The organism is Neorhizobium sp. PAMB6630 (assembly GCF_058242775.1).
The window spans coordinates 374273-394673 of sequence record NZ_CM177836.1; the positions used below are offsets into that span (position 1 = coordinate 374273).

Genomic DNA, 20401 nt, shown 5'->3' on the forward strand with positions numbered 1-20401 from the left:
ATCCTTTACAAGGAGCTGGCGTGACACTGGTCTTGGCTGGCACGGCGAAGCGGTCAGGCACGAGGATGCGCGCGGTCATAAACCTCGAGCAGGCGCGCCTGATCGACGCCGGTATAGACCTGCGTGGTCGACAGGCTGGCATGGCCGAGCAGTTCCTGGATCGAGCGCAGGTCGCCGCCACCGGACAGGAGATGCGTGGCAAAGGAATGGCGAAGCGCATGCGGCGTGGCGCTATCCGGCAGCCCGAGCGCGCCCCGCAGCTTCTGCATCTCGCGCTGAATGATGCCGGGGTTGAGCTTTCCGCCACGCGCGCCGCGAAACAGCGGCTGATCGCTGGAAAGCGCATAGGGGCAGAGCTTGCGATAGGTCTCGATCACCTGCGGCACGATGGGCAACAGCGGCACCATCCGCGTCTTGCCGCCCTTGCCCGTCACCCGAAGCGATGTCGCGCCTTCCGGAATATCGGCAGGCGTGAGATCCAGTGCTTCTGAAATGCGAAGGCCGCAGCCATAAAGAAGCGTCAGAACGGCGGTATCGCGCGCGGCAATCCAGGGCTCTTCGTTGAGCTGCGCCTCGGCGCTCACCACATCCAGCGCCTGACGGTCGGAGAGCGGTTTCGGCAGCGATTTCGGCTGCCGCGGTGCGCGGATCGCACCGGCTGCTGCCGCATTCACCAGCCCCTTGCGCTCGAGGTGCCGCAGGAAAGAGCGAAGGCCGGCGAGATGCCGGCCGAGCGAACGCGCACCCGATCCCTCGCGTCGGCGTTTGGCCAGGAACGAGCGCAGATCGGCCGTGCGCAGTGTATGGATGTCAGAAATTGTCGCCGGCCCGCCGAGATGACCTGTGAGAAAGGCAAGGAACTGGCGTGTGTCCCGTTCATAGGCTTCCAATGTATTGGCGGCCAATCGTCGTTCGGTTTCAAGGCTTTGCAGCCATTGACGCCGCATTTCCAGAAGCTCTGGGCTCGCCAGGATCAGGATCTCGTTCACAGCGTATCCGTTGATTTTGACAGGATGCGATCCACATTGCGCATGGAGCGTTACCAATTCACTAAGGCTTCTCGATGTCACAGTTCGATCATCAAGGGCTGCGATAAAATGCATGTGTTCTTCAGGGAGTGCCTATGCAACCTCGTCATTCCACGTCTGCCCTGGGGCAGTTTGCCGAAGCGATCGCCCTCGTGTCGCAAGGCCAGCCCGGTCATATCGTGGACACTCTGATCGCCGAGCGCGGCACGCGCCTCGTCCGGCATCCACTCTGGCCGGCAATGCGGCCTTTCCTCTACAGTCTCCTGCGCTACAGCCGCGCCATCCGCTTTGCCAACGATATCGAAAGCCTATCCGGCTTCCAGTCGTTTGAATATCTAAGCCGGATGCTGCACCTGGATATCCGCGTCCACAATGGCGAGCGGATACCGTCCTCGGGCGGCTTCATTCTGGTCAGCAACCACCCGACCGGTATTGCCGATGGAGTCGCCGTCTTCGATCTTCTCAAAGACCGCCGGCCGGACATGATGTTTTTTGCCAATCGCGATGCGGTGCGGGTCAATCCGCGGTTTTCCGAGATGATCATCCCGGTCGAATGGCGCGAGGAGCACAAGACCAAGCTGAAGGCCCGCGAGACGCTGAAACTCACCAACCATGCGGTGGAGGAGGGCAAGGTCACAGTGCTGTTTCCCTCCGGGCGTATTGCCTATTGGGACAATGGCCGTCTCAACGAGCGCCCGTGGAAGATGTCGGCCGTCAGCCTTGCACGCAAATATAACCTGCCGATCCTGCCGATGCACATGAAGGCGCGCAATTCCGGCCTGTTCTACTGGTTTGCCAAATGGTCCACCGAACTGCGTGACATGACGGTGTTCTACGAGCTTTTGAACAAGAAGGGCGATCTCTTCGATTTCACCATCGGCCAGATGATCCAGCCGGATGAACTGGAGGGTGATCCGGTGGAGGTGACGAAGGCACTGGAGCGACATTCCGTGTTTGAACTCGCCGCCAATCCGGATGCGCGGTTTGTTTCGCCGGGTCAGGCCGTCGTCGCGGCCTGATTTCGGTTCCCTTTTGTTCCGCGCCGAGGCATGGTCCCGCGCCATGGGAAAAGATTCGTCCGATCTCTTCGGCGCCCTCTTTGATGCGCAGAAGGTGAACCGTGTTGTGCCGGTTCTGGTGCCCTTGCCGGTGCCGGAAGCCTATAGTTATGCCGTGCCTGAAGGCATGGCGGTGGAGCCGGGTTCCGTGGTGCAGGTGCCGCTCGGCCCCCGACAGGTCATCGGCGTGGTCTGGGATGGCACCGATGACGTGCGGCTCGATCCGAAAAAGCTGCGGCCGATCACGCTTGCCTTCGATTGTCCGCCGCTGACGCGCGAAATGCGCGCCTTCATCGACTGGGTCTCCGCCTATACCCTGTCGCCGCCGGGGCTTGTGGCGCGCATGGCCGTGCGGGCGCCGGCAGCGCTCGATCCCGAACCGATGGTGGAGGCCCTGCGCTACCGGGGCGGTGAGCCGGAACGGCTGACGCCGGCGCGCGCCCGCGTGTTGGACCTCACCCGCGATGAAATGCCGTGGACACGCAGCGGCCTTGCCCATGCGGCCGGCGTTTCCGCAAGCGTCATCGACGGGCTGGTGAAGCAGGGCCTGTTCGATACCGTGTTTTTACCACCGCCGCCGGTGGTGGCGCTGCCGGATCCCGATTACGTCGAACCGCGCATCGAAGGTCCGCAAAAGCAGGCCGCCTCGGAAATCGTTGAGAACATGCAGGCCGGCGGTTTTTCCGCCTCCCTCATTGATGGCGTCACCGGGTCGGGCAAGACGGAGGTGTATTTCGAGGCGATTGCCGAGGCTCTGCGCAAGGGCCGCCAGGTGCTGATCCTGCTGCCGGAAATCGCGTTGACGGCAAGTTTTCTTGAACGTTTCCAGGATCGGTTTGGTGCAAAGCCTGCCGAATGGCATTCGGATCTGTCGCCGCGCCTGCGCGAAAAGGTCTGGCGCGGTGTGGTGACGGGGGAGGTGCGCGTTGTCGCCGGCGCCCGCTCGGCGCTGTTCCTGCCGTTTGAGGAACTCGGCCTCATCGTGGTCGATGAAGAGCATGATCCCGCCTACAAGCAGGAGGACCGGGTCTTTTACAATGCCCGCGACATGGCGGTCGTGCGCGGGCGCATCGGCGATTTTCCGGTGGTTCTGGTGTCTGCGACGCCTTCAGTTGAAAGCCAGGTGAACGGCCAGAGCGGCCGCTATCACATGGTGCATCTGCCGACCCGCTTCGGTGAAGCGGCGATGCCGGACCTGCATCTGGTCGATATGCGCCGGCATCCACCGGACCGCGGCGGCTTCCTGTCGCCTGTCTTGCTGCGGGCGGTGAAGAAGACGGTCGAAAATGGCCATCAGGCGCTGCTTTTCCTCAACCGTCGTGGTTATGCGCCGCTGACGCTGTGTCGTGTCTGTGGCCATCGTTTCCAGTGCCCGCAATGCTCAAGCTGGCTGGTGGAACATCGCTTCAAGGGCCAGATCCAGTGCCACCAGTGCGGTTATGCGGAAAAGACGCCGGAGGCTTGTCCCGAATGCGGCACGTTCGATCATCTCGTCGCCTGCGGCCCCGGTGTGGAGCGGATTGCCGAAGAGGTGGAAAAACATTTCCCCGATGCCCGCACCATCGTCATGTCCTCGGACCTTCTGGGCGGCGTCAAGCGGCTGAGGCTGGAGCTGGAGGCCATTGCCAAGGGCGAGGCGGATATCGTCATCGGCACGCAGCTGGTGGCCAAGGGTCATAACTTTCCGCTGATGACGCTGGTCGGCATTGTCGATGCGGATCTCGGCCTTGCCAATGGCGACCCGAGAGCTGCCGAACGCACCTTTCAGCTGCTCAGCCAGGTGACCGGCCGTGCCGGGCGTACCGGCTTGAAAAGCCACGGAATTTTGCAAACGTACCAGCCGCAGCATCCGGTGATGCAGGCGATTGTTTCCGGCGATCCCTCCGCCTTTTACGAGCGCGAGATCGGCGAGCGCGAGAAGGCGCTTCTGCCGCCTTTCGGGCGGCTTGCCTCCATCATCGTATCGGCCGATGCAAGGGCCGATGCGGAAGGCCATGCGCGAGGCCTGCGGGCCGCAGCGCCCCGCGTTTCAGGTATTGCCGTTCTGGGGCCGGCGGAGGCGCCTCTGGCGCTTGTGCGCGGCCGCCACCGCTTCCGCCTTCTGGTCCACGGCCGGCGCAACAGCGACATGCAGGCCTATCTGCGCCAGATGCTGGCCAATGGCCCGAAAGTGCGCGGCAGCGTGCATGTGCAGCTCGACATCGACCCGCAGAGTTTTCTCTGATCGGGACTGACCTTTGAAAAGTGACCGCCCGCTGGTATGGCGACCGGCCTTTCAAGAGAATATCCGAATCAGGAGCCCAGCATGGAACTCTACTTCCCGACCGAACTGCCAGAGCAGCTTGCATTCCTCGGCGCGGCGCTCTCGGCGCTGGCCGGCCTGTTCATCCTGGTCCTGCCGGCCGCCGCACTCAGGCTCTCCGGTTTTGCCATCGGCGAGGTCACGCCGGAAGGGTATGGCTCGGTGCGCTCCACCGGCGGCCTCTATCTCGGGCTTGGTGTGATCGCGATCTTTCTGGCGCAGGACTGGACCTATCTGGCGCTCGGCGTGTCTGCTGCCATGGGTGCTTTCGGGCGGCTGGTTTCGATGATCGCAGACCGTGGTTTGACGCTGCGTAGCACGGGCCTTCTGCTGCTTCAGGTTGTGGTTTCGGTGCTGCCGCTCGGCTATGTGCTGGGTTACTTCTAGGCCCGCAAAATGGGCGAGGCAGGGTGTATTGAAGACAATCGCACGCAAGTTGACATAAAATCGGTTCAAGCCCTTGCAGAGAAGGCTCTTTCCGCCGTCACGCGTGTTGCGAGTCCCAACGTCCTATGCTAGACGAACCCCGAATTTCGGAAAAAGGCTGGAGGGCTCCTCCGGTCGAAATGAGAAAAAGAAGCAAATTCAAGCGTTTGTCTGAACTCCGAAAACAGGCCGGACACTTGGATGATAATCAGGGAAATTGTGCCCGTGGCAGACACATCCCAGCAGACTTCCGGCATGGCTTATCGCTACGCCAGCTCGCTGTTCGAGCTTGCGCTGGAGACCGGCTCGGTCGAGCAGGTGCGCTCAGATCTTGACCGTTTTCAGGCAATGATCGAGGAAAGTGATGACCTGAAAAGGTTGATCGCAAGCCCGGTCTTTTCGGCTGAAGAGCAGAGCCGTGCGGTCTCGGCGCTCGCTGCAAAGGCTGGCATCCAGGGTCTCGTTGCAAACTTTCTGAAGGTCGTCGCGGGTAACCGCCGGCTTTTCGCACTGCCGGGCATCATTCGCTCGTTCCGTGCCATCTTTGCTCGCCATCGCGGCGAGGTTACTGCCGAAGTCGTTTCGGCCCATGCGCTGTCTCAGGCGCAGGAACAAGAACTTAAGTCGGCGCTGAAGGGCGTGAGCGGCAAGGACGTCCTCTTGGACGTGACTGTCGACCCTTCGATCCTCGGTGGCCTGATCGTCAAGATCGGCTCGCGTCAGATCGATACGTCTCTTCGCACCAAACTTTCCACCCTTAAGCTTGCACTGAAAGAGGTTGGCTGATGGACATCCGCGCCGCGGAAATTTCCGCAATTCTGAAAGATCAAATCAAGAACTTCGGCCAGGAGGCTGAGGTCTCCGAAGTTGGTCAGGTTCTGTCCGTCGGTGACGGTATTGCCCGCGTCTACGGTCTCGACAACGTCCAGGCGGGCGAAATGGTCGAGTTCCCGGGTGGCATCCGCGGTATGGCGCTGAACCTCGAATCCGACAATGTCGGCGTGGTTATCTTCGGCTCCGACCGTGACATCAAGGAAGGCGACGTCGTCAAGCGCACCGGCGCCATCGTTGAAGTCCCGGTTGGTCCGGAACTGCTCGGCCGCGTCGTTGACGCGCTCGGCAACCCGATCGACGGCAAGGGTCCGATCAATACGTCGCGCCGTTCGCGCGTCGACGTCAAGGCTCCCGGCATCATTCCGCGCAAGGGCGTGCATGAGCCGATGTCCACAGGCATCAAGGCAATCGACGCCCTGATCCCGGTTGGCCGCGGCCAGCGCGAGCTTGTGATCGGCGACCGCCAGACCGGCAAGACCGCCATCATTCTCGACACCTTCCTCAATCAGAAGCCGATCCACGACAATGGCCCTGACAGTGACAAGCTGTTCTGCGTCTACGTCGCTATCGGCCAGAAGCGCTCCACCGTTGCCCAGTTCGTCAAGGTTCTGGAAGAACGCGGCGCCCTGCAGTACTCGATCGTCGTTGCGGCAACCGCATCCGATCCGGCACCGATGCAGTATCTGGCTCCGTTTGCCGGTTGCGCAATGGGCGAATACTTCCGCGACAACGGCCAGCATGCGCTGATCGCGTATGACGACCTGTCCAAGCAGGCCGTTGCCTATCGTCAGATGTCGCTGCTGCTGCGCCGCCCGCCGGGCCGCGAAGCCTATCCGGGCGACGTTTTCTATCTGCATTCGCGTCTTCTCGAGCGCGCCGCCAAGATGGGCGACGCTGCCGGTGCTGGTTCGCTGACGGCTCTGCCTGTTATCGAAACCCAGGGCAACGACGTGTCGGCCTTCATTCCGACCAACGTGATCTCGATCACCGACGGCCAGATCTTCCTCGAAACCGACCTGTTCTACCAGGGTATCCGCCCGGCCGTGAACGTGGGCCTCTCGGTTTCGCGCGTTGGTTCGGCTGCCCAGATCAAGGCCATGAAGCAGGTTGCCGGCTCCATCAAGGGTGAGCTTGCGCAGTACCGCGAAATGGCGGCCTTCGCACAGTTCGGCTCCGACCTCGATGCCTCGACGCAGCGCCTCCTGAACCGCGGCGCACGCCTGACCGAACTCCTGAAGCAGCCGCAGTTCTCGCCGCTGAAGACGGAAGAGCAGGTTGCTGTGATCTTCGCTGGCGTGAACGGTTACCTGGACAAGATCCCGGTTGCCCAGGTCGGCAAGTTCGAGCAGGGCATGCTCAGCTATCTTCGCAACGACGGCAAGGCCGTGCTGGATGCCATCCGCACGGAAAAGCAGGTATCCGACGATACCCGCGCCAAGCTGAAGGCTGCGCTGGAGACCTTCTCGAAGTCTTTCGCCTGAACGGAAAAGCTCAAGGACCGATAACGGATGCCTTCACTTAAGGATCTGAAGAACCGGATCGCCTCCGTCAAGGCGACGCAGAAGATCACCAAGGCGATGAAAATGGTCGCCGCGGCGAAGCTGCGCCGTGCGCAGGAGGCAGCGGAAGCCGCTCGCCCCTACGCAGAACGGATGGATCGCGTTCTGGCCGGCCTCAGTGCCGTCTACAAGGACAGTCCGGAGGCTCCCCTCCTGCTGTCCGGCACGGGTCGTGACAAGACGCACCTTCTCATCGTCGCAACGGGCGAACGCGGACTGGCCGGGGGCTTCAACTCCTCCATCGTCCGCCTTGCCCGCGACCATGCGCTGAAGCTTCTGGCCGAAGGCAAGACCGTCAAGATCCTGACCGTCGGCCGTAAGGGCAACGACGTTCTGCGTCGCACCTTCCGCGAGAACATCATCGATTACGTGACGTTCCGCGAAGTCAAGCAGCTTGGCTTTGCCAATGCCAGCGACGTTGCGCAGCGTGTTCTGTCTCTCTACGAGGCCGGCGAGTTCGACATCGCAACACTGTTCTATGCGCGGTTTGCCTCGGTGATCTCTCAGGTCGCAACGGCCCAGCAGATCATTCCGGCGAAGTTTGCCGAAACGGAAGTGCCGGCAACTGCTGCACTTTACGAATATGAGCCGAGCGAACAGGAAATCCTGGAAGACCTTCTGCCGCGCAATGTCGCGGTACAGATCTTCCGCGCATTGCTGGAAAACAACGCTTCCTTCTACGGCGCGCAGATGTCCGCAATGGACAGCGCAACGCGCAATGCCGGTGACATGATCAACAAGTTGACGCTGTCTTACAACCGCCAGCGTCAGGCGCAGATCACGAAGGAACTTATCGAAATCATTTCGGGCGCTGAAGCGCTCTGAATGCCCAAGAAAGAAGGGTAAGACAACATGGCTAGAGCAGCGACCCTGAATACCTCCACGACGTCCACGAGCACGTCCGTCGGCCGCGTTACGCAGGTCATCGGCGCCGTGGTTGACGTCGCCTTCGACGGCGAACTGCCCTCGATCCTGAACGCGCTGGAAACCGACAACAACGGCAACCGCCTCGTTCTCGAAGTGGCCCAGCACCTCGGCGAAAGCGTTGTGCGCACCATTGCCATGGACTCGACCGAAGGTCTGGTTCGCGGTCAGAAGGTGGTCAACACCGGCGCGCCGATCTCGGTGCCGGTTGGCGACGCAACGCTTGGCCGCATCATCAACGTCATCGGCGAGCCGGTGGACGAACTCGGCCCGATCCCGACGGAAGCCCGTCGCGGCATCCACCAGCCGGCTCCGGAATATGTCGATCAGGCAACGGAATCGCAGATCCTCGTCACCGGCATCAAGGTCGTCGACCTGCTCGCACCTTACGCAAAGGGCGGCAAGATCGGCCTGTTCGGCGGCGCCGGCGTTGGCAAGACGGTTCTCATCATGGAACTGATCAACAACGTGGCAAAGGCGCACGGCGGTTACTCCGTGTTTGCAGGCGTGGGTGAACGGACCCGCGAAGGCAACGACCTCTATCACGAAATGATCGAGTCCAAGGTCAACGTCGATCCGCATGAAAACGGCGGTTCGGCTGCCGGTTCCAAGTGCGCCCTCGTTTACGGCCAGATGAACGAGCCTCCGGGTGCCCGTGCTCGCGTCGCTCTGACGGGTCTGACGATTGCTGAAGACTTCCGCGACAAGGGCCAGGACGTTCTGTTCTTCGTCGACAACATCTTCCGCTTCACGCAGGCCGGTTCCGAAGTGTCGGCACTTCTCGGCCGTATCCCGTCGGCCGTTGGCTACCAGCCGACGCTTGCCACCGACATGGGTGCCCTGCAGGAACGCATCACCACCACCCACAAGGGTTCGATCACCTCGGTTCAGGCCATTTACGTGCCCGCCGACGACTTGACCGACCCGGCTCCGGCAACCTCGTTCGCCCACTTGGACGCAACGACGGTTCTGTCGCGTTCGATCGCGGAAAAGGGTATCTACCCGGCCGTTGACCCGCTCGACTCCACCTCGCGCATGCTCGACCCGATGGTTATCGGTGAAGAACATTACGAAGTGGCCCGTAAGGTTCAGTCGACGCTGCAGCGCTACAAGTCGCTTCAGGACATCATCGCCATCCTCGGCATGGATGAACTGTCGGAAGAAGACAAGCAGACGGTTGCCCGCGCCCGCAAGATCGAGCGCTTCCTGTCGCAGCCCTTCCACGTGGCTGAAATCTTCACCGGTTCGCCGGGCAAGCTGGTTTCGCTGGAAGACACGATCAAGGGCTTCAAGGGCTTGGTCAACGGTGACTACGACCACCTGCCGGAAGCTGCTTTCTACATGGTTGGCTCCATCGAGGAAGCCATGGAAAAGGCCAAGAAGCTGGCTGCTGCCGCTTAATCATGATCGACAGGACGGCGCGCTCCCGCGCGCCGTTCCTTACCGCATAACGCCTTGAAGAAGTGGACCGTCATGGCCGACGCTTTCAAATTTGAACTGGTTTCGCCCGAGCGTCTGCTCGTTTCCGAACAGGTGACGGAAGTTATCATTCCGGCAACGCTGGGTGAAATGACCGTGCTTGCCAAGCATGCCCCGACCATGACGACGATCAAGGCCGGCGTTGTGACGGTGAAGGCCGCTTCGGGTCAGGTTCACAAATACGTGGTCTTCGGCGGTTTTGCCGATATCACGCCGACCGGCTGCACGCTTCTGGCCGAATCCGCCGTGCCGCAGGCCGAAGCTGATCGCAGCCTGTTCGAAAGCCGCATCGAGGCGCTTCGCGCCGATATCTCCGGTGCGCCGACCGACGAACATCGCACGCGCTTCGAGCACATGCTGGCCGACATGACCCACCTGCACAACAAGGTTCATCCGAACTGATCGCAGGTTGCGTGTTTCGAACTTCCAAGGCGGCCTCCACGGCCGCCTTTTTCGTATGACCAATCGATAGACCTGGTCCGTATGACGTTGTGCCCGCTCGCGCGGCAGGCAACTGTTTCATGCTGCATGAGAGGCAGGGTCTATGCCGGCGGACAGGAGGGACTGTAGCCCGTTTCCGGTGATGGGATGGCGGAGAGAAGGTGCTGGTGCAATTGCAGCGCAGAGGGCGCCAGCGCCCGGTAGCGCGGCATGCCGAGATAATAGCCATACCCCGTTTCCAGCCGGTCACTGCCCAGCGTCACAAGGGCGCCTGACAGCAGTTCCTCGCCAATCAGTCCAAGGCTTCCGAGTGTAACCCCTTCGCCGCGCACGGCGGCATCCACGGCCATGGAATAGGTCGAAAAGGAGAGACGCGGCTTGACTCGCGTGGGCGCTGGCTGACCGAGCTTGCTAAACCATTGCCGAAACGAAATCCAGTTGGCGTTGAAGCGCTCGTAGTCGATGAGATCGAGCGTTGCGATGTCGCAGGTGGACAGGTGCAGCGGGTCAATTGCGCGTCGGGAAAGATAGTCGGGCGCTGCAACCGGCATCAGCACTTCGGCCATCAGCAGCGTCAGGTTCCAGCGCGGATGATCACCATTGGCGTAGAGGATGACGAGGTCATTGGCTTCCGACGCCAGTTCCAGCGGGGCATCCGTGGAGAGCAGGCGCACGGAGAGCGCAGGGCTTGCATGGGAAAACTCCCTCAGCCTTTTTGCCAGCCACAGATGGGAAACAGAGCCGCTGGCGGAAATCGAGATGATCTCGCTTGCGCCGCCCCGGAACGGCTCAAGGCTTTCATCGAGATAGTCGAGCGTCGCGCGGACCCGTTGCGCCAGCCGCTGCCCTTGCGGCGTCAGCGCCAGATTGCGGCCGCGTCTCGTAAAGAGCTGGGCGCCGAGCTGGTCCTCCAGCCCCTGTATGCGGCGGCTGACGGCGGCCTGAGTGACATGCAGCTCGCGTCCGGCGCTTGAAAAATTCATATGGCGGCAGGCGGCATCGAAGACGCGAAAGGCTTCCAGCGGAATTTTGTCCAGCATCGACGCTCCATGATCTCAAGTCATCAATATGCCCGATATTTCCCAGGATTTGAAGAACTGACCTTGTGATGCAGAGTGCCGTGATTGAAACGGGACGACCTTGCGGATGCGCTTCTCAACCTCCTCCATCCCCGACATTCATTTTGGCCCCGGCAGCGTCGGGGAGGTGGCGGGGCTTGCAAAGGCGTTCGGCGGCGTCTCAGGGGCGGTCCTCGTTCTGGACGGCTTTCTGGCTTCCAGCGGACTTGCCGAGGGGCTGACGGCGGATCTTGCCGCCGTTGGCATTCGCGCACGCATCTTTGCGCAGTTTTCCGGCGAGCCCAAGCTATCGCATCTGCGGGCAGCGATTGCTGCTGCCGAGGGCTGCCAGCTGGTGATCGGGATCGGTGGCGGTTCCGCCCTCGATATTGCCAAGATTACGGCCTGCTGCGCGGCGTCGGGCAAGGACCCCTTGCATTACGCGCTGGCCGCCAATCCCTTGCCTCAGAAACCGTTGAAGAAGATCCTTGTGCCGACCACCGCCGGCACCGGGTCGGAGACCTCCGCTACCACGATCTTCACCGGTGAACTGGGCAAGAAGCTCTGGATCTGGGGACCACAGACCAAGGCGGATCAGGTGATCCTCGATCCGCAGCTGACCCTGACGCTGCCGCCGCCGTTGACGGCGTGGTGCGGCATGGATACCTTCATCCATGCCTTCGAAGCCTCCACGAACCGCAACGCCCATGCCGGCGCCGCCCTCTATGCCCATCAGGCCATGCGTTTGATCCTCGAAGGGCTGGTGTCTGCGGTGCAGGAGCCCGTCAATCTGCCGGCGCGCGAAAAGCTGCTGCTCGGCTCCTGTTATGCCGGCATCGCCATCGACAATTGCGGAACGGCCATCGCCCACAACATCAGCCATGCGCTTGCCGCACTGGCACCGATTCATCATGGCCTCGCGACGGCGCTGGCCTTTGAGGCAACGCTGCCGTGGCTTGTCGAGGCAGACACCCTGAACCTCAAGGCCGCGGCTGCAGCCTGCGGGTTGGCGGAGCCGCGCGACCTGCCGGCCTTCGTGTCGGACCTGATGGATCGCTGCGGCATCGAGCGGGCGCTTCCGCCCGCCTTTGCCGGGTTTGCGTCCGCCGATCTTGCCTCCGAGATGAAGGCGCCGGAAAATCAGCCGATGCGGCGTGCCACCATCCGCGAGGTGGCCGATACCGATATTGACCGCTTTGCCGATGCCGTGATGGCCCTTCGAAGGACACCGTGATGACCAGAACCCGTGCCGACTGGGAGACCCTTGACGCCCGAACGACACCGGAAGGGCGCCACTTCATCGACGGTGACTTTCGCCCCGCCATGTCCGGCAGAACCTTTACCCGGGTTCGTCCGATGGACGGCCGGGAGGGAGCAAGCCTTGCGCGCGGCGATGACAGGGATATCGACCTGGCGGTCCAGGCCGCGCGGGCAGCCTTTGCAACCGGCATCTGGCGCCGCAAGGATCCGGGCGAAAAGAAGAGGGTCATGCTCGCCTGGGCCGATCTTATTCGCAAAAATGGCGAGGAACTGGCGCTTCTTGAAACACTGGATGTCGGCAAGCCGGTGCTGGCCTCCCTGAATGTCGATGTTCGCCTCTGCGCCGATGGCATCCAGTTTTACGCGGAAATGATCGACAAGCTTTATGACGAGATCGCGCCGACAGGGCCGATGTCTCGGGCGCTGGTGCGCAAGGTGCCACTCGGCGTGATCGGCGCCATCACGCCGTGGAATTATCCGATGATCATCGATGCCTGGAAGATCGGACCGGCGATTGCGGCGGGAAATTCCGTCGTGCTGAAACCGGCCGAACAATCTTCGCTTTCAGCGCTGCGGCTTGCGGAACTGGCGGTGGAGGCCGGACTTCCGGCCGGCGTGTTCAATGTCGTCACGGGCTTTGGCGAAGAGACGGGCAAGCCGCTTGCCTGCCACATGGATGTGGACATGATTGCCTTTACCGGCTCGACGGAAGTCGGCAAGCTGATCATGACCTATGCCGCGCAATCCAACGTCAAGCGCGTGGCGCTGGAACTTGGCGGCAAGTCGCCGCTCGTGGTGTTTGCCGATGCGGATCTGGATCTTGCTGCATCCGCTGCGGCCTGGGGCTGTTTTTACAATTCCGGCGAGACCTGCCATGCCGCAACGCGCCTCATTGTCGAGCGGTCGGTGGAGGCAGACCTGATCGAGCGTATCCGCGAGGTCACGCGGCGTGAAATCACTCTTGCCCATCCCTTCGATCCGTCGGCCCAGATCGGCGCCCTGATCGAGGAGGCGCATATGGACAAGGTGCTGGCAATGATTGCCGCCGGCGAGAAGGAGGGCGCTTCCCGCGTCTTCGGGGCCGAGCGGGCGCTGTCGGACACCGGCGGTTATTATGTGTCTCCCGGCGTGCTCAGAGGCGTGACGAACGACATGGCCATCGCCCGCGAAGAGATTTTCGGGCCGGTCCTGTGCTCGATCTCCTTCGATACGGAAGAGGAAGCGCTCACTATCGCCAACGACACGATCTATGGCCTGGCCGGCGCTGTGTTTACCCGCGACATGAACCGCGCCCACCGGTTTTCCGAGGCGCTTCATGCCGGCACGGTGTGGATCAACACCTATGACGTGGCCAGTTTCTCCACCCCTTTCGGCGGCTTCAAGCAATCCGGTTTCGGGCGAGACCGCTCGGTGCATGCCATCGACAAATACTGCGATTTCAAGACGATCTGGCAGCAGTTCAGTTAAGGGGAGGCGCGCAATGAAGATCGCAGTCATCGAGATCAGCCATCACCGCCTGCCGCTCGATCCACCGTTCAAGGCAAGCTGGGATGGGCGTCCGCGCCATCATTTCGATGCGACCATCGTTCGCGTGCGCGATACGGACGGTCGCGAGGGCATTGGCTCCGGTGACCTGATGAAAGGGTTCGAAGGCCACGAAGACCTGTTCATCGGTCAGGATCCGCGCCATCTGGAGCGGCACTACGAGGTGCTATCCCATATCAACTTCCACTACGGCCGCTGCTGGCCGCTCGACCTGGCGCTCTGGGATCTCTCGGGCAAAATCACCGGCGAGCCGGTCTGGCGTATGCTCGGCGGGCGGGCGGACCGGGTGCGGCTTTATGCATCGTCCGGCGTGCTGCGCGATCCCTCTGCCATGGCGGATCAGGCGGAACGTTATCTGGCACAAGGTTTTCCCGCCATGAAGGTGCGCTTCAGCGCATCCTCCGGCGGACGCGAAAACTGGCGGGAGGATGTGAAGGCGCTGGAAGCCATTCGCGCCCGTGTCGGCCATCGGCTGGACCTGATGGTTGACTGCAATCAGGGCTGGCGCATGCCCTGGGACACTACGCTTGCCTGGACATTCAAGGATGCGCTTGCCGTGGCGCGCGAGCTGGAAAAACTCGACATCTACTGGATGGAGGAGCCTCTGCACCGTGCCGACGTCAAGGGCATGCGCATGCTGAAGGAGGCCACGTCGGTGCGCATCGCCGGCGGCGAGATGACCCGCGAACTCAGCGATTTCCGCGACCTGATCGAGGAGCGGGCGCTCGACGTCATCCAGCCGGATGTGGCGCTGGTCGGCGGCATTACCGGCTGCCGGCGTCTGGTCTATCAGGCACGCGAGGCCGGCATTACCTTCACCCCCCACAGCTGGACCAATGGCATCGGCGTGCTGGCCAATGCGCATCTGACGGCTGGCGTCGGCGATGCACCGTTTCTCGAATATCCCTATGACGAACCGGAGTGGAGCGAAGCCCGCCGCGATTTTCCGATGGCAGAACCGCTCCATCACCGCGACGGCTGGTTGGAACTGGGAGATACGCCCGGTCTCGGCATCGTGCTGGACGAGGAGCGGCTTGCCGCAACGCGTATCGGATAGGATCACGGTCACGATCGGCCTGCTTATGCGTTAAATCAATTCCAGCTTGCCATGAAGTCGATAGGGTGGACTGGCAGGAAACAGGAGTTGCGCATGAAAGTCGGAATTATCGGCGCCGGCATGGTCGGCAGCACGGCAGGTTATGCGCTGGCCCTGACGGGCACGGCAAGCGAAGTGGTGCTGGTGGATATGAACCGGGCGCTGGCATTGGCGCAGGCGGAAGATATTGCCCATGCCACGCCGTTTCATTCGGCCACCAAGGTCAGCGCCGGCGGTTATGACGCGCTTGAAGGGGCAGGCGTTGTCATTCTGGCCGCCGGTGTCAGCCAGAAGCCCGGCGAGGACCGGCTTTCGCTGCTGGAGCGCAATGCCGAGGTGTTTCGTAGCATTGTCGGCGAGGTGCTCTCGGTTGCCCCGCAGGCAATCCTGCTCATTGCCTCCAACCCCGTCGATATCATGACCGATATTGCCACGCGCCTCTCCGGCCTTGCGCCTTGCCGCGTCATCGGTTCCGGCACCATTCTCGATACGGCGCGGTTCCGCACGCTGCTCGGGCGCCATCTCGGCATTTCCTCGCAATCGGTGCATGCCTATGTGCTGGGTGAGCATGGTGACAGCGAAGTGCTGACCTGGTCGAATGCGCTGGCCGGTTCCGTCTCGGTCGCCTCGTTTGCGCAGCAGGTGGGCAAGCCGCTGACCGAGGCCATCCGTGCAGACATCGACGATAATGTGCGCAATGCCGCCTACCGCATCATCGAAGGCAAGGGTGCCACCTATTACGGCATCGGTGCCGGCTTGCAGCGGATCGTCAAGGCCATTGCGCTCGATCAGCGGGCGGTGCTTTCTGTGTCGATGGTGACGCCGGAGGTGGAAGGAATTGTCGATGTGGCGCTGTCTCTTCCGCGCGTCATCGGCGCTTCGGGCGTGCTGGCGGATCTATTCCCGGATCTCGATGACGGGGAACACAAGGCTCTTGCCCGCAGCGCCGGCATCATCAAGGAAAAGACCGGCTCGATCCGTCTCTGATCCTCATCCGTGGCGCAGCCGCTCCGTCGAAAGTTCGTAGCGCAGTCCTGCCGGGTCATAGTCGAGCTTTGCCGTTCCGCCGAAATCATGGGGAACGACACGCTCCATCAGCGTCGTGCCAAAACCCCGGCGGGAGGGCGGTGCAACGGGCGGGCCACCGGTTTCGCGCCATGTGAGGTGGAAGGGGCCTTGGCCATCGCCTTTCCAGCCAATCGCCACCTTGCCGCCATCCGCGCGAAGCGCGCCGTATTTCATCGCATTGGTCGCCAGTTCGTTGATGGCGAGTGACAGCGAAAGCGCCTGTTTTTCCGTCAGAACCACCGCGGGGCCAGACATCCCGATGCGGTCTGCGGCTGTTCTGTGGGCGGAAAGGCCGATATCCAGAACCTGGTGCACGGGCACATCACCCTTTGCCGTCTCGGTCAGCAGGGCATGGGCGCTTGCGATGGCTGAAATCCGCTGCAGAAGCAGCGGACGGATTTCCTCGAGAGGCCGCTCCGCCCGCAATGTCTGGCTGACGATCGAATTCACGGTCGCAAACATGTTCTTCATCCGGTGCTGCAACTCCGAATTCATCAGGCGGGTTTGCCGCTCGATTGCGACCCGATCGGTTGTTTCGACCACAGTGTCCAGCATGCCCGCAATCTGTCCTTCATCGTCGCGCAAGGGGCTGTAGCAGAAGGTGAAATAGGCGTCTTCCGGATACCCTTTGCGCGAAATCGTCAGCGGAAAGTCCTCGATATAGGTTGCCTCTCCCGCCTGGGCGGCAGCGGCAATCGGGCCAATCGTGTCCCAGGCTTCCGACCAGACATCCGAAAAGGGCCGTCCCATCGCTTCCGGTTTCTCACCAAGGATGGCGCGAAAAGGGTCGTTGTAGATTGTGATCAGCTGCGGCCCCCAGGCAATGGCAGCCGGAAATGCCGAGCTGAGGATGGAGGCAACGATGGTGCGCAGCGAAATCGGCCATTCATGAAGGGGGCCAAGCGGGGTGGATGCCCAGTCGATGGTGCGCACCAGTTCGCCCGAGCGGCCGCCGCCTTGCAGGAATGAAAATATGTCGTCTGCCGCCACGCTGCCTTCCACCATTGCCCTTAATTGTAAGTCTGAGACGTTCTGCGCCTATTGCTGCATCTAGGGCACCGCGTTGCGGAGGCAACTTCACTGACGGCGCTTTGATCACTCAGCCACTTCGACCTCACGAGACCGGTTGACCTTTTCCTTTGCACTCGACCACAACAGGGATGCACAGGCGGAAAGACGTCCGGAGGACCCATGATCGACAAGCTCGAATTCTTCATTGCCCTTGCCGGTGCCTCGCATTTTGGCCGGGCGGCGGAGGAGTGCGGAATATCCCAACCGACGCTGTCGGCCGCCATCCGGCAGCTGGAAGACCAGCTGGGCGTCGTGCTTGTGGTGCGCGGCTCGCGTTTCCAGGGGTTGACGCCGGAGGGTCAGCGCGTGCTGGAATGGGCGCGCCGCATCGTTGGCGATACCCGCACCATGCGCGAGGAAATGCGGGCCGCCCGCAAGGGACTTGCCGGCCATATCCGCGTTGCCGTGATACCGACCGCCCTTGCCATGGTGCCGAAATTGACGGAGCCGTTTCAGGCGCGCCACCCTGCAGTCACCTTTTCCATCACTTCGCGCACCTCGCTGCAGGTGCTGAGCCAGCTTGAAAACCTCGAGATCGATGCCGGCATCACCTATCTCGACAACGAGCCGCTCGGCCGCGTAACCACCGTGCCGCTTTATTCGGAACGTTATCACCTCATTGCAGCCGCAGGCACACCGCTTGCCGACCGGGACGTGGTGACATGGCAGGAGGTTTCCAACCTTCGGCTTTGCCTATTGACGCCGGATATGCAGAACCGCCGCATCATCAACAAACACATGGCAGAAGCCGGCGTGGTGGCCAAGCCGACGCTGGAATCCAATTCGATGATTGTCTTGTTTTCCCATATCCGCACCGGCCAATGGGCCTCGATCATGCCCCGTAACGTGGCGGAATCCTTCGGTTTTCCTGAGCAGATCCGAATGATCCCGATTTCCGAACCCGATGCCGAACATCTGGTCGGACTGGTCGCAACGCATCGCGAACCGCATACGCCGCTGGTTTCCGCGCTGCTGCATGAAGCGCGATCCCGCGCTGCAGCATCCGCCTTTGATAGAAATTTCCTATCAAGCAACGGAATGCCGTTATTGACCTGAGCCTGTAGCGTTAGTCATCCTTCACTAAAGGCAAGACTGGTGGCTGTGCCGCGGACGACTTGATCTTCGAATATCTGCTTCGAAATGTGCCAAGTTCAGGCTCCGCATCACTGCTCTGGCTGTGCTGGCACGTCGGTTTGGGAGGACTGGCTGATGAACATGCGTGCGGTCGCAACGGATGAGGCGACCCGGATTTCCGCCATCATCGAGGACTGTCGGCAGCTGGAAGGGCCGATGTTGCCGATCCTGCACAAGGTGCAGGCGGAATTCGGCTTTATTCCGGAAAGCGCCAAGCAGGTGATTGCGCAGGCGCTAAACCTGTCGCGCGCCGAAGTGCACGGCGTCGTGTCCTTCTATCATGATTTTCGCAGCCACCCGGCCGGCCGCCACACGCTGAAACTCTGTCGCGCCGAGGCCTGTCAGGCCATGGGTAGCGAAGATCTGGCGGCGGGTGTCAAAGCCCGCCTCGGCATCGACTGGCATGAGACGACGCCTGATGGTGCGGTGACACTGGAGCCTGTCTTCTGTCTTGGCCTCTGCGCCTCAGCGCCCGCTGCCATGCTGGATGGCGAGGTTTATGGAAGGCTTGACGAACACTGTCTTTCCGACATGGTGACGGAGGCGCGCCGATGAGCGTGACCGTTTTCGTGCCGCGCGATGCGGCAGCCCTAGCCGTCGGTGCCGATCGTGTCGCTTCTGCCATCATCACCGAAGCGCGCGCCCGCAATCTTGATGTGCATGTGGTGCGCAATGGCTCGCGCGGCCTGCTGTGGCTGGAAGTGCTGGTGGAAGTGCGCACCGATCATGGCCGCGTGGCCTACGGGCCGGTCAAACCCTCCGACGTGCCCTCGCTCTTCGAGGCGGATTTCCTGTCCGGTGGCAACCATAAGCTGGCGCATGGGCTGACGAAAGAGATCCCGTTCCTAAAAGGTCAGACGAGACTTACCTTTGCGCGCTGCGGCGTCACCGATCCGTTGTCTCTGGAGGATTACCGCCATTATCAGGGCCTGAAGGGGCTGGAAAAGGCGGTCGCGATTTCGCCGGCCGAGATCGTGGCTGAGGTCACGGCGAGTGGCCTGCGCGGTCGCGGCGGTGCCGGCTTTCCCACAGGCATCAAGTGGAAGACGGTCGCGGACGCGCGCGGCGAGCAGAAATACATCGTCTGCAATGCCGATGAAGGCGACAGCGGCACGTTTGCGGACCGGATGATCATGGAAGGCGATCCCTTCGTGCTGATCGAGGGCATGGCGATTGCCGGCATCGCGGTCGGTGCGACGAAGGGGTATATCTACACCCGTTCGGAATATCCGCATGCCATCCGGACCATGGAAGACGCGATTGAGATCGCAAGGGCTGCCGGTATTCTGGGGCCGTCCGTGTTGGGTTCGCCTTACGCCTTCGACATGGAAGTGCGCGAAGGCGCCGGCGCTTATGTCTGCGGTGAGGAAACCTCGCTGCTCAACAGTCTTGAGGGCAAGCGCGGCATCGTCCGGGCAAAACCGCCGCTTCCGGCTCTGGAAGGCTTGTTCGGCAAACCGACGGTCGTCAACAACGTCATGTCGCTTGCCTCGATCCCGATCATCCTCGATCGCGGCGCTTCTTTTTACCGCGATTTTGGCGTCGGGCGTTCGCATGGCACCATCCCGATCCAGCTTGCTGGCAATATCCGCCATGGTGGCCTTTATGAAACCGCCTTCGGGTTGACGCTTGGCGAACTGGTGAACGAGATCGGCGGCGGCACGCTGACCGGGCGTCCGGTGAAGGCGGTGCAGGTGGGTGGCCCTCTTGGCGCCTATTTTCCGCCGTCGCTGTTTTCCACCAGCTTCGACTACGAATCCTTCACAGCCGCAGGCGGTCTCATCGGCCATGCGGGCGTGGTGGTCTTCGATGAGGCCGCCGACATGCTGAAGCAGGCGCGGTTTGCCATGGAATTCTGCGCCATCGAAAGCTGCGGTAAATGTACGCCCTGCCGGATAGGCTCCACGCGGGGTGTCGAGGTGGTCGATAAGATTGCCAAGGGCATCGAACCGGAGAAGAACAAGGTGCTGCTGGAAGACCTCTGCAACACGATGAAATTCGGTTCGCTCTGCGCTTTGGGTGGCTTCACGCCTTATCCGGTGATGAGTGCGCTGACGCATTTTCCAGAGGATTTTGCACCGGTGCCCGTGCGGGAGGCTGCGGAATGAATGGGTCGAA

General features: G+C 61.7%; 18 protein-coding genes. 15 read left to right on the top strand and 3 right to left on the bottom strand.

Going from position 1 to position 20401, the window contains the following annotated elements; genetic code table 11:
- Window positions 1-53: 53 nt before the first annotated feature.
- A complete protein-coding gene (locus AC4CWF_RS01735; protein ID WP_491283419.1) occupies window positions 54-989 on the bottom strand; it encodes a tyrosine recombinase XerC in 936 nt (311 codons plus the stop codon).
- 134 nt (window positions 990-1123) lie between these two features.
- On the opposite strand from AC4CWF_RS01735, the gene AC4CWF_RS01740 reads away from it, so the two are divergent.
- From AC4CWF_RS01740 to AC4CWF_RS01775, 8 genes are all read left to right on the top strand, one after another.
- Window positions 1124-2047 carry a GNAT family N-acetyltransferase gene (locus AC4CWF_RS01740; RefSeq protein ID WP_491283421.1) on the top strand — a complete coding sequence of 308 codons (924 nt, stop codon included), beginning with the start codon at window positions 1124-1126 and terminating at the stop codon, window positions 2045-2047.
- 43 nt (window positions 2048-2090) lie between these two features.
- A complete protein-coding gene (locus AC4CWF_RS01745) occupies window positions 2091-4310 on the top strand; it encodes a primosomal protein N' (RefSeq protein ID WP_491283422.1) in 2220 nt (739 codons plus the stop codon).
- An 81-nt stretch (window positions 4311-4391) separates the two neighbouring features.
- A complete protein-coding gene (locus tag AC4CWF_RS01750) occupies window positions 4392-4775 on the top strand; it encodes an AGROH133_08824 family phage infection protein (protein ID WP_491283423.1) in 384 nt (127 codons plus the stop codon).
- Window positions 4776-5033: 258 nt separating this feature from the next.
- Complete coding sequence (locus AC4CWF_RS01755; RefSeq protein WP_491285146.1) at window positions 5034-5600, top strand: F0F1 ATP synthase subunit delta; 567 nt, start codon at window positions 5034-5036, stop codon at window positions 5598-5600.
- Window positions 5600-7129 carry a F0F1 ATP synthase subunit alpha gene (gene atpA, locus AC4CWF_RS01760; RefSeq protein WP_491283424.1) on the top strand — a complete coding sequence of 510 codons (1530 nt, stop codon included), beginning with the start codon at window positions 5600-5602 and terminating at the stop codon, window positions 7127-7129. Before AC4CWF_RS01755 ends, atpA begins: the two co-directional genes overlap by 1 nt.
- Window positions 7130-7156: 27 nt before the next feature.
- Window positions 7157-8032: a F0F1 ATP synthase subunit gamma gene (locus AC4CWF_RS01765; protein WP_491283425.1), complete on the top strand. Its 876-nt coding sequence runs from the start codon at window positions 7157-7159 to the stop codon at window positions 8030-8032.
- 27 nt (window positions 8033-8059) lie between these two features.
- Window positions 8060-9532 carry a F0F1 ATP synthase subunit beta gene (atpD, locus tag AC4CWF_RS01770; protein WP_491283426.1) on the top strand — a complete coding sequence of 491 codons (1473 nt, stop codon included), beginning with the start codon at window positions 8060-8062 and terminating at the stop codon, window positions 9530-9532.
- Between the two features lie 72 nt (window positions 9533-9604).
- Complete coding sequence (locus tag AC4CWF_RS01775; protein WP_491283427.1) at window positions 9605-10012, top strand: F0F1 ATP synthase subunit epsilon; 408 nt, start codon at window positions 9605-9607, stop codon at window positions 10010-10012.
- A 140-nt stretch (window positions 10013-10152) separates the two neighbouring features.
- On the opposite strand, the gene AC4CWF_RS01780 is transcribed toward AC4CWF_RS01775, so the two are convergent.
- Window positions 10153-11091, bottom strand: coding sequence for a LysR substrate-binding domain-containing protein (locus AC4CWF_RS01780; protein ID WP_491283428.1), 939 nt, complete (start codon window positions 11089-11091; stop codon window positions 10153-10155).
- A gap of 106 nt (window positions 11092-11197) precedes the next feature.
- On the opposite strand from AC4CWF_RS01780, the gene AC4CWF_RS01785 reads away from it, so the two are divergent.
- From AC4CWF_RS01785 to AC4CWF_RS01800, 4 genes are all read left to right on the top strand, one after another.
- Window positions 11198-12343 (top strand): iron-containing alcohol dehydrogenase, encoded by a 1146-nt coding sequence (locus AC4CWF_RS01785; RefSeq protein ID WP_491283429.1) that lies wholly within the window; start codon window positions 11198-11200, stop codon window positions 12341-12343.
- On the top strand, window positions 12343-13836 hold the full coding sequence (locus AC4CWF_RS01790) for an aldehyde dehydrogenase family protein (protein ID WP_491283430.1): 1494 nt from the start codon (window positions 12343-12345) through the stop codon (window positions 13834-13836). Before AC4CWF_RS01785 ends, AC4CWF_RS01790 begins: the two co-directional genes overlap by 1 nt.
- A gap of 13 nt (window positions 13837-13849) precedes the next feature.
- Complete coding sequence (locus AC4CWF_RS01795) at window positions 13850-14971, top strand: mandelate racemase/muconate lactonizing enzyme family protein (RefSeq protein ID WP_491283431.1); 1122 nt, start codon at window positions 13850-13852, stop codon at window positions 14969-14971.
- 93 nt (window positions 14972-15064) lie between these two features.
- Window positions 15065-15997, top strand: a complete 933-nt coding sequence (locus tag AC4CWF_RS01800) for an L-lactate dehydrogenase (RefSeq protein ID WP_491283432.1) — start codon at window positions 15065-15067, stop codon at window positions 15995-15997.
- A gap of 3 nt (window positions 15998-16000) precedes the next feature.
- Here the strand turns inward: AC4CWF_RS01800 and AC4CWF_RS01805 are convergent, their stop codons facing one another.
- The gene (locus AC4CWF_RS01805) at window positions 16001-17068 is read right to left on the bottom strand and encodes an HWE histidine kinase domain-containing protein (RefSeq protein WP_491283433.1); all 1068 of its coding nucleotides are present in this window, start codon (window positions 17066-17068) and stop codon (window positions 16001-16003) included.
- 201 nt (window positions 17069-17269) lie between these two features.
- Between AC4CWF_RS01805 and AC4CWF_RS01810 the strand changes: the two genes are divergently transcribed.
- From AC4CWF_RS01810 to AC4CWF_RS01820, 3 genes are all read left to right on the top strand, one after another.
- Entirely contained in the window at window positions 17270-18205 is a 936-nt protein-coding gene (locus tag AC4CWF_RS01810) for a LysR family transcriptional regulator (protein ID WP_491283434.1), read from the top strand.
- Window positions 18206-18358: 153 nt separating this feature from the next.
- Window positions 18359-18838, top strand: a complete 480-nt coding sequence (locus tag AC4CWF_RS01815) for a formate dehydrogenase subunit gamma (RefSeq protein WP_491283435.1) — start codon at window positions 18359-18361, stop codon at window positions 18836-18838.
- Window positions 18835-20391, top strand: coding sequence for a formate dehydrogenase beta subunit (locus AC4CWF_RS01820; protein WP_491283436.1), 1557 nt, complete (start codon window positions 18835-18837; stop codon window positions 20389-20391). Before AC4CWF_RS01815 ends, AC4CWF_RS01820 begins: the two co-directional genes overlap by 4 nt.
- The last annotated feature ends 10 nt before the right edge of the window (window positions 20392-20401 follow it).

Bases quoted from the DNA above. Each gene is read 5' to 3' on its own strand.
- AC4CWF_RS01740 (WP_491283421.1), top strand. From the start codon at position 1,124: ATGCAACCTCGTCATTCCACGTCTGCCCTGGGGCAGTTTGCCGAAGCG.
- AC4CWF_RS01745 (WP_491283422.1), top strand. From the start codon at position 2,091: ATGGGAAAAGATTCGTCCGATCTCTTCGGCGCCCTCTTTGATGCGCAG.
- AC4CWF_RS01750 (WP_491283423.1), top strand. From the start codon at position 4,392: ATGGAACTCTACTTCCCGACCGAACTGCCAGAGCAGCTTGCATTCCTC.
- atpA (WP_491283424.1), top strand. From the start codon at position 5,600: ATGGACATCCGCGCCGCGGAAATTTCCGCAATTCTGAAAGATCAAATC.
- AC4CWF_RS01765 (WP_491283425.1), top strand. From the start codon at position 7,157: ATGCCTTCACTTAAGGATCTGAAGAACCGGATCGCCTCCGTCAAGGCG.
- atpD (WP_491283426.1), top strand. From the start codon at position 8,060: ATGGCTAGAGCAGCGACCCTGAATACCTCCACGACGTCCACGAGCACG.
- AC4CWF_RS01775 (WP_491283427.1), top strand. From the start codon at position 9,605: ATGGCCGACGCTTTCAAATTTGAACTGGTTTCGCCCGAGCGTCTGCTC.
- AC4CWF_RS01780 (WP_491283428.1), bottom strand. From the start codon at position 11,091: ATGCTGGACAAAATTCCGCTGGAAGCCTTTCGCGTCTTCGATGCCGCC.
- AC4CWF_RS01785 (WP_491283429.1), top strand. From the start codon at position 11,198: ATGCGCTTCTCAACCTCCTCCATCCCCGACATTCATTTTGGCCCCGGC.
- AC4CWF_RS01790 (WP_491283430.1), top strand. From the start codon at position 12,343: ATGACCAGAACCCGTGCCGACTGGGAGACCCTTGACGCCCGAACGACA.
- AC4CWF_RS01795 (WP_491283431.1), top strand. From the start codon at position 13,850: ATGAAGATCGCAGTCATCGAGATCAGCCATCACCGCCTGCCGCTCGAT.
- AC4CWF_RS01800 (WP_491283432.1), top strand. From the start codon at position 15,065: ATGAAAGTCGGAATTATCGGCGCCGGCATGGTCGGCAGCACGGCAGGT.
- AC4CWF_RS01810 (WP_491283434.1), top strand. From the start codon at position 17,270: ATGATCGACAAGCTCGAATTCTTCATTGCCCTTGCCGGTGCCTCGCAT.
- AC4CWF_RS01815 (WP_491283435.1), top strand. From the start codon at position 18,359: ATGAACATGCGTGCGGTCGCAACGGATGAGGCGACCCGGATTTCCGCC.
- AC4CWF_RS01820 (WP_491283436.1), top strand. From the start codon at position 18,835: ATGAGCGTGACCGTTTTCGTGCCGCGCGATGCGGCAGCCCTAGCCGTC.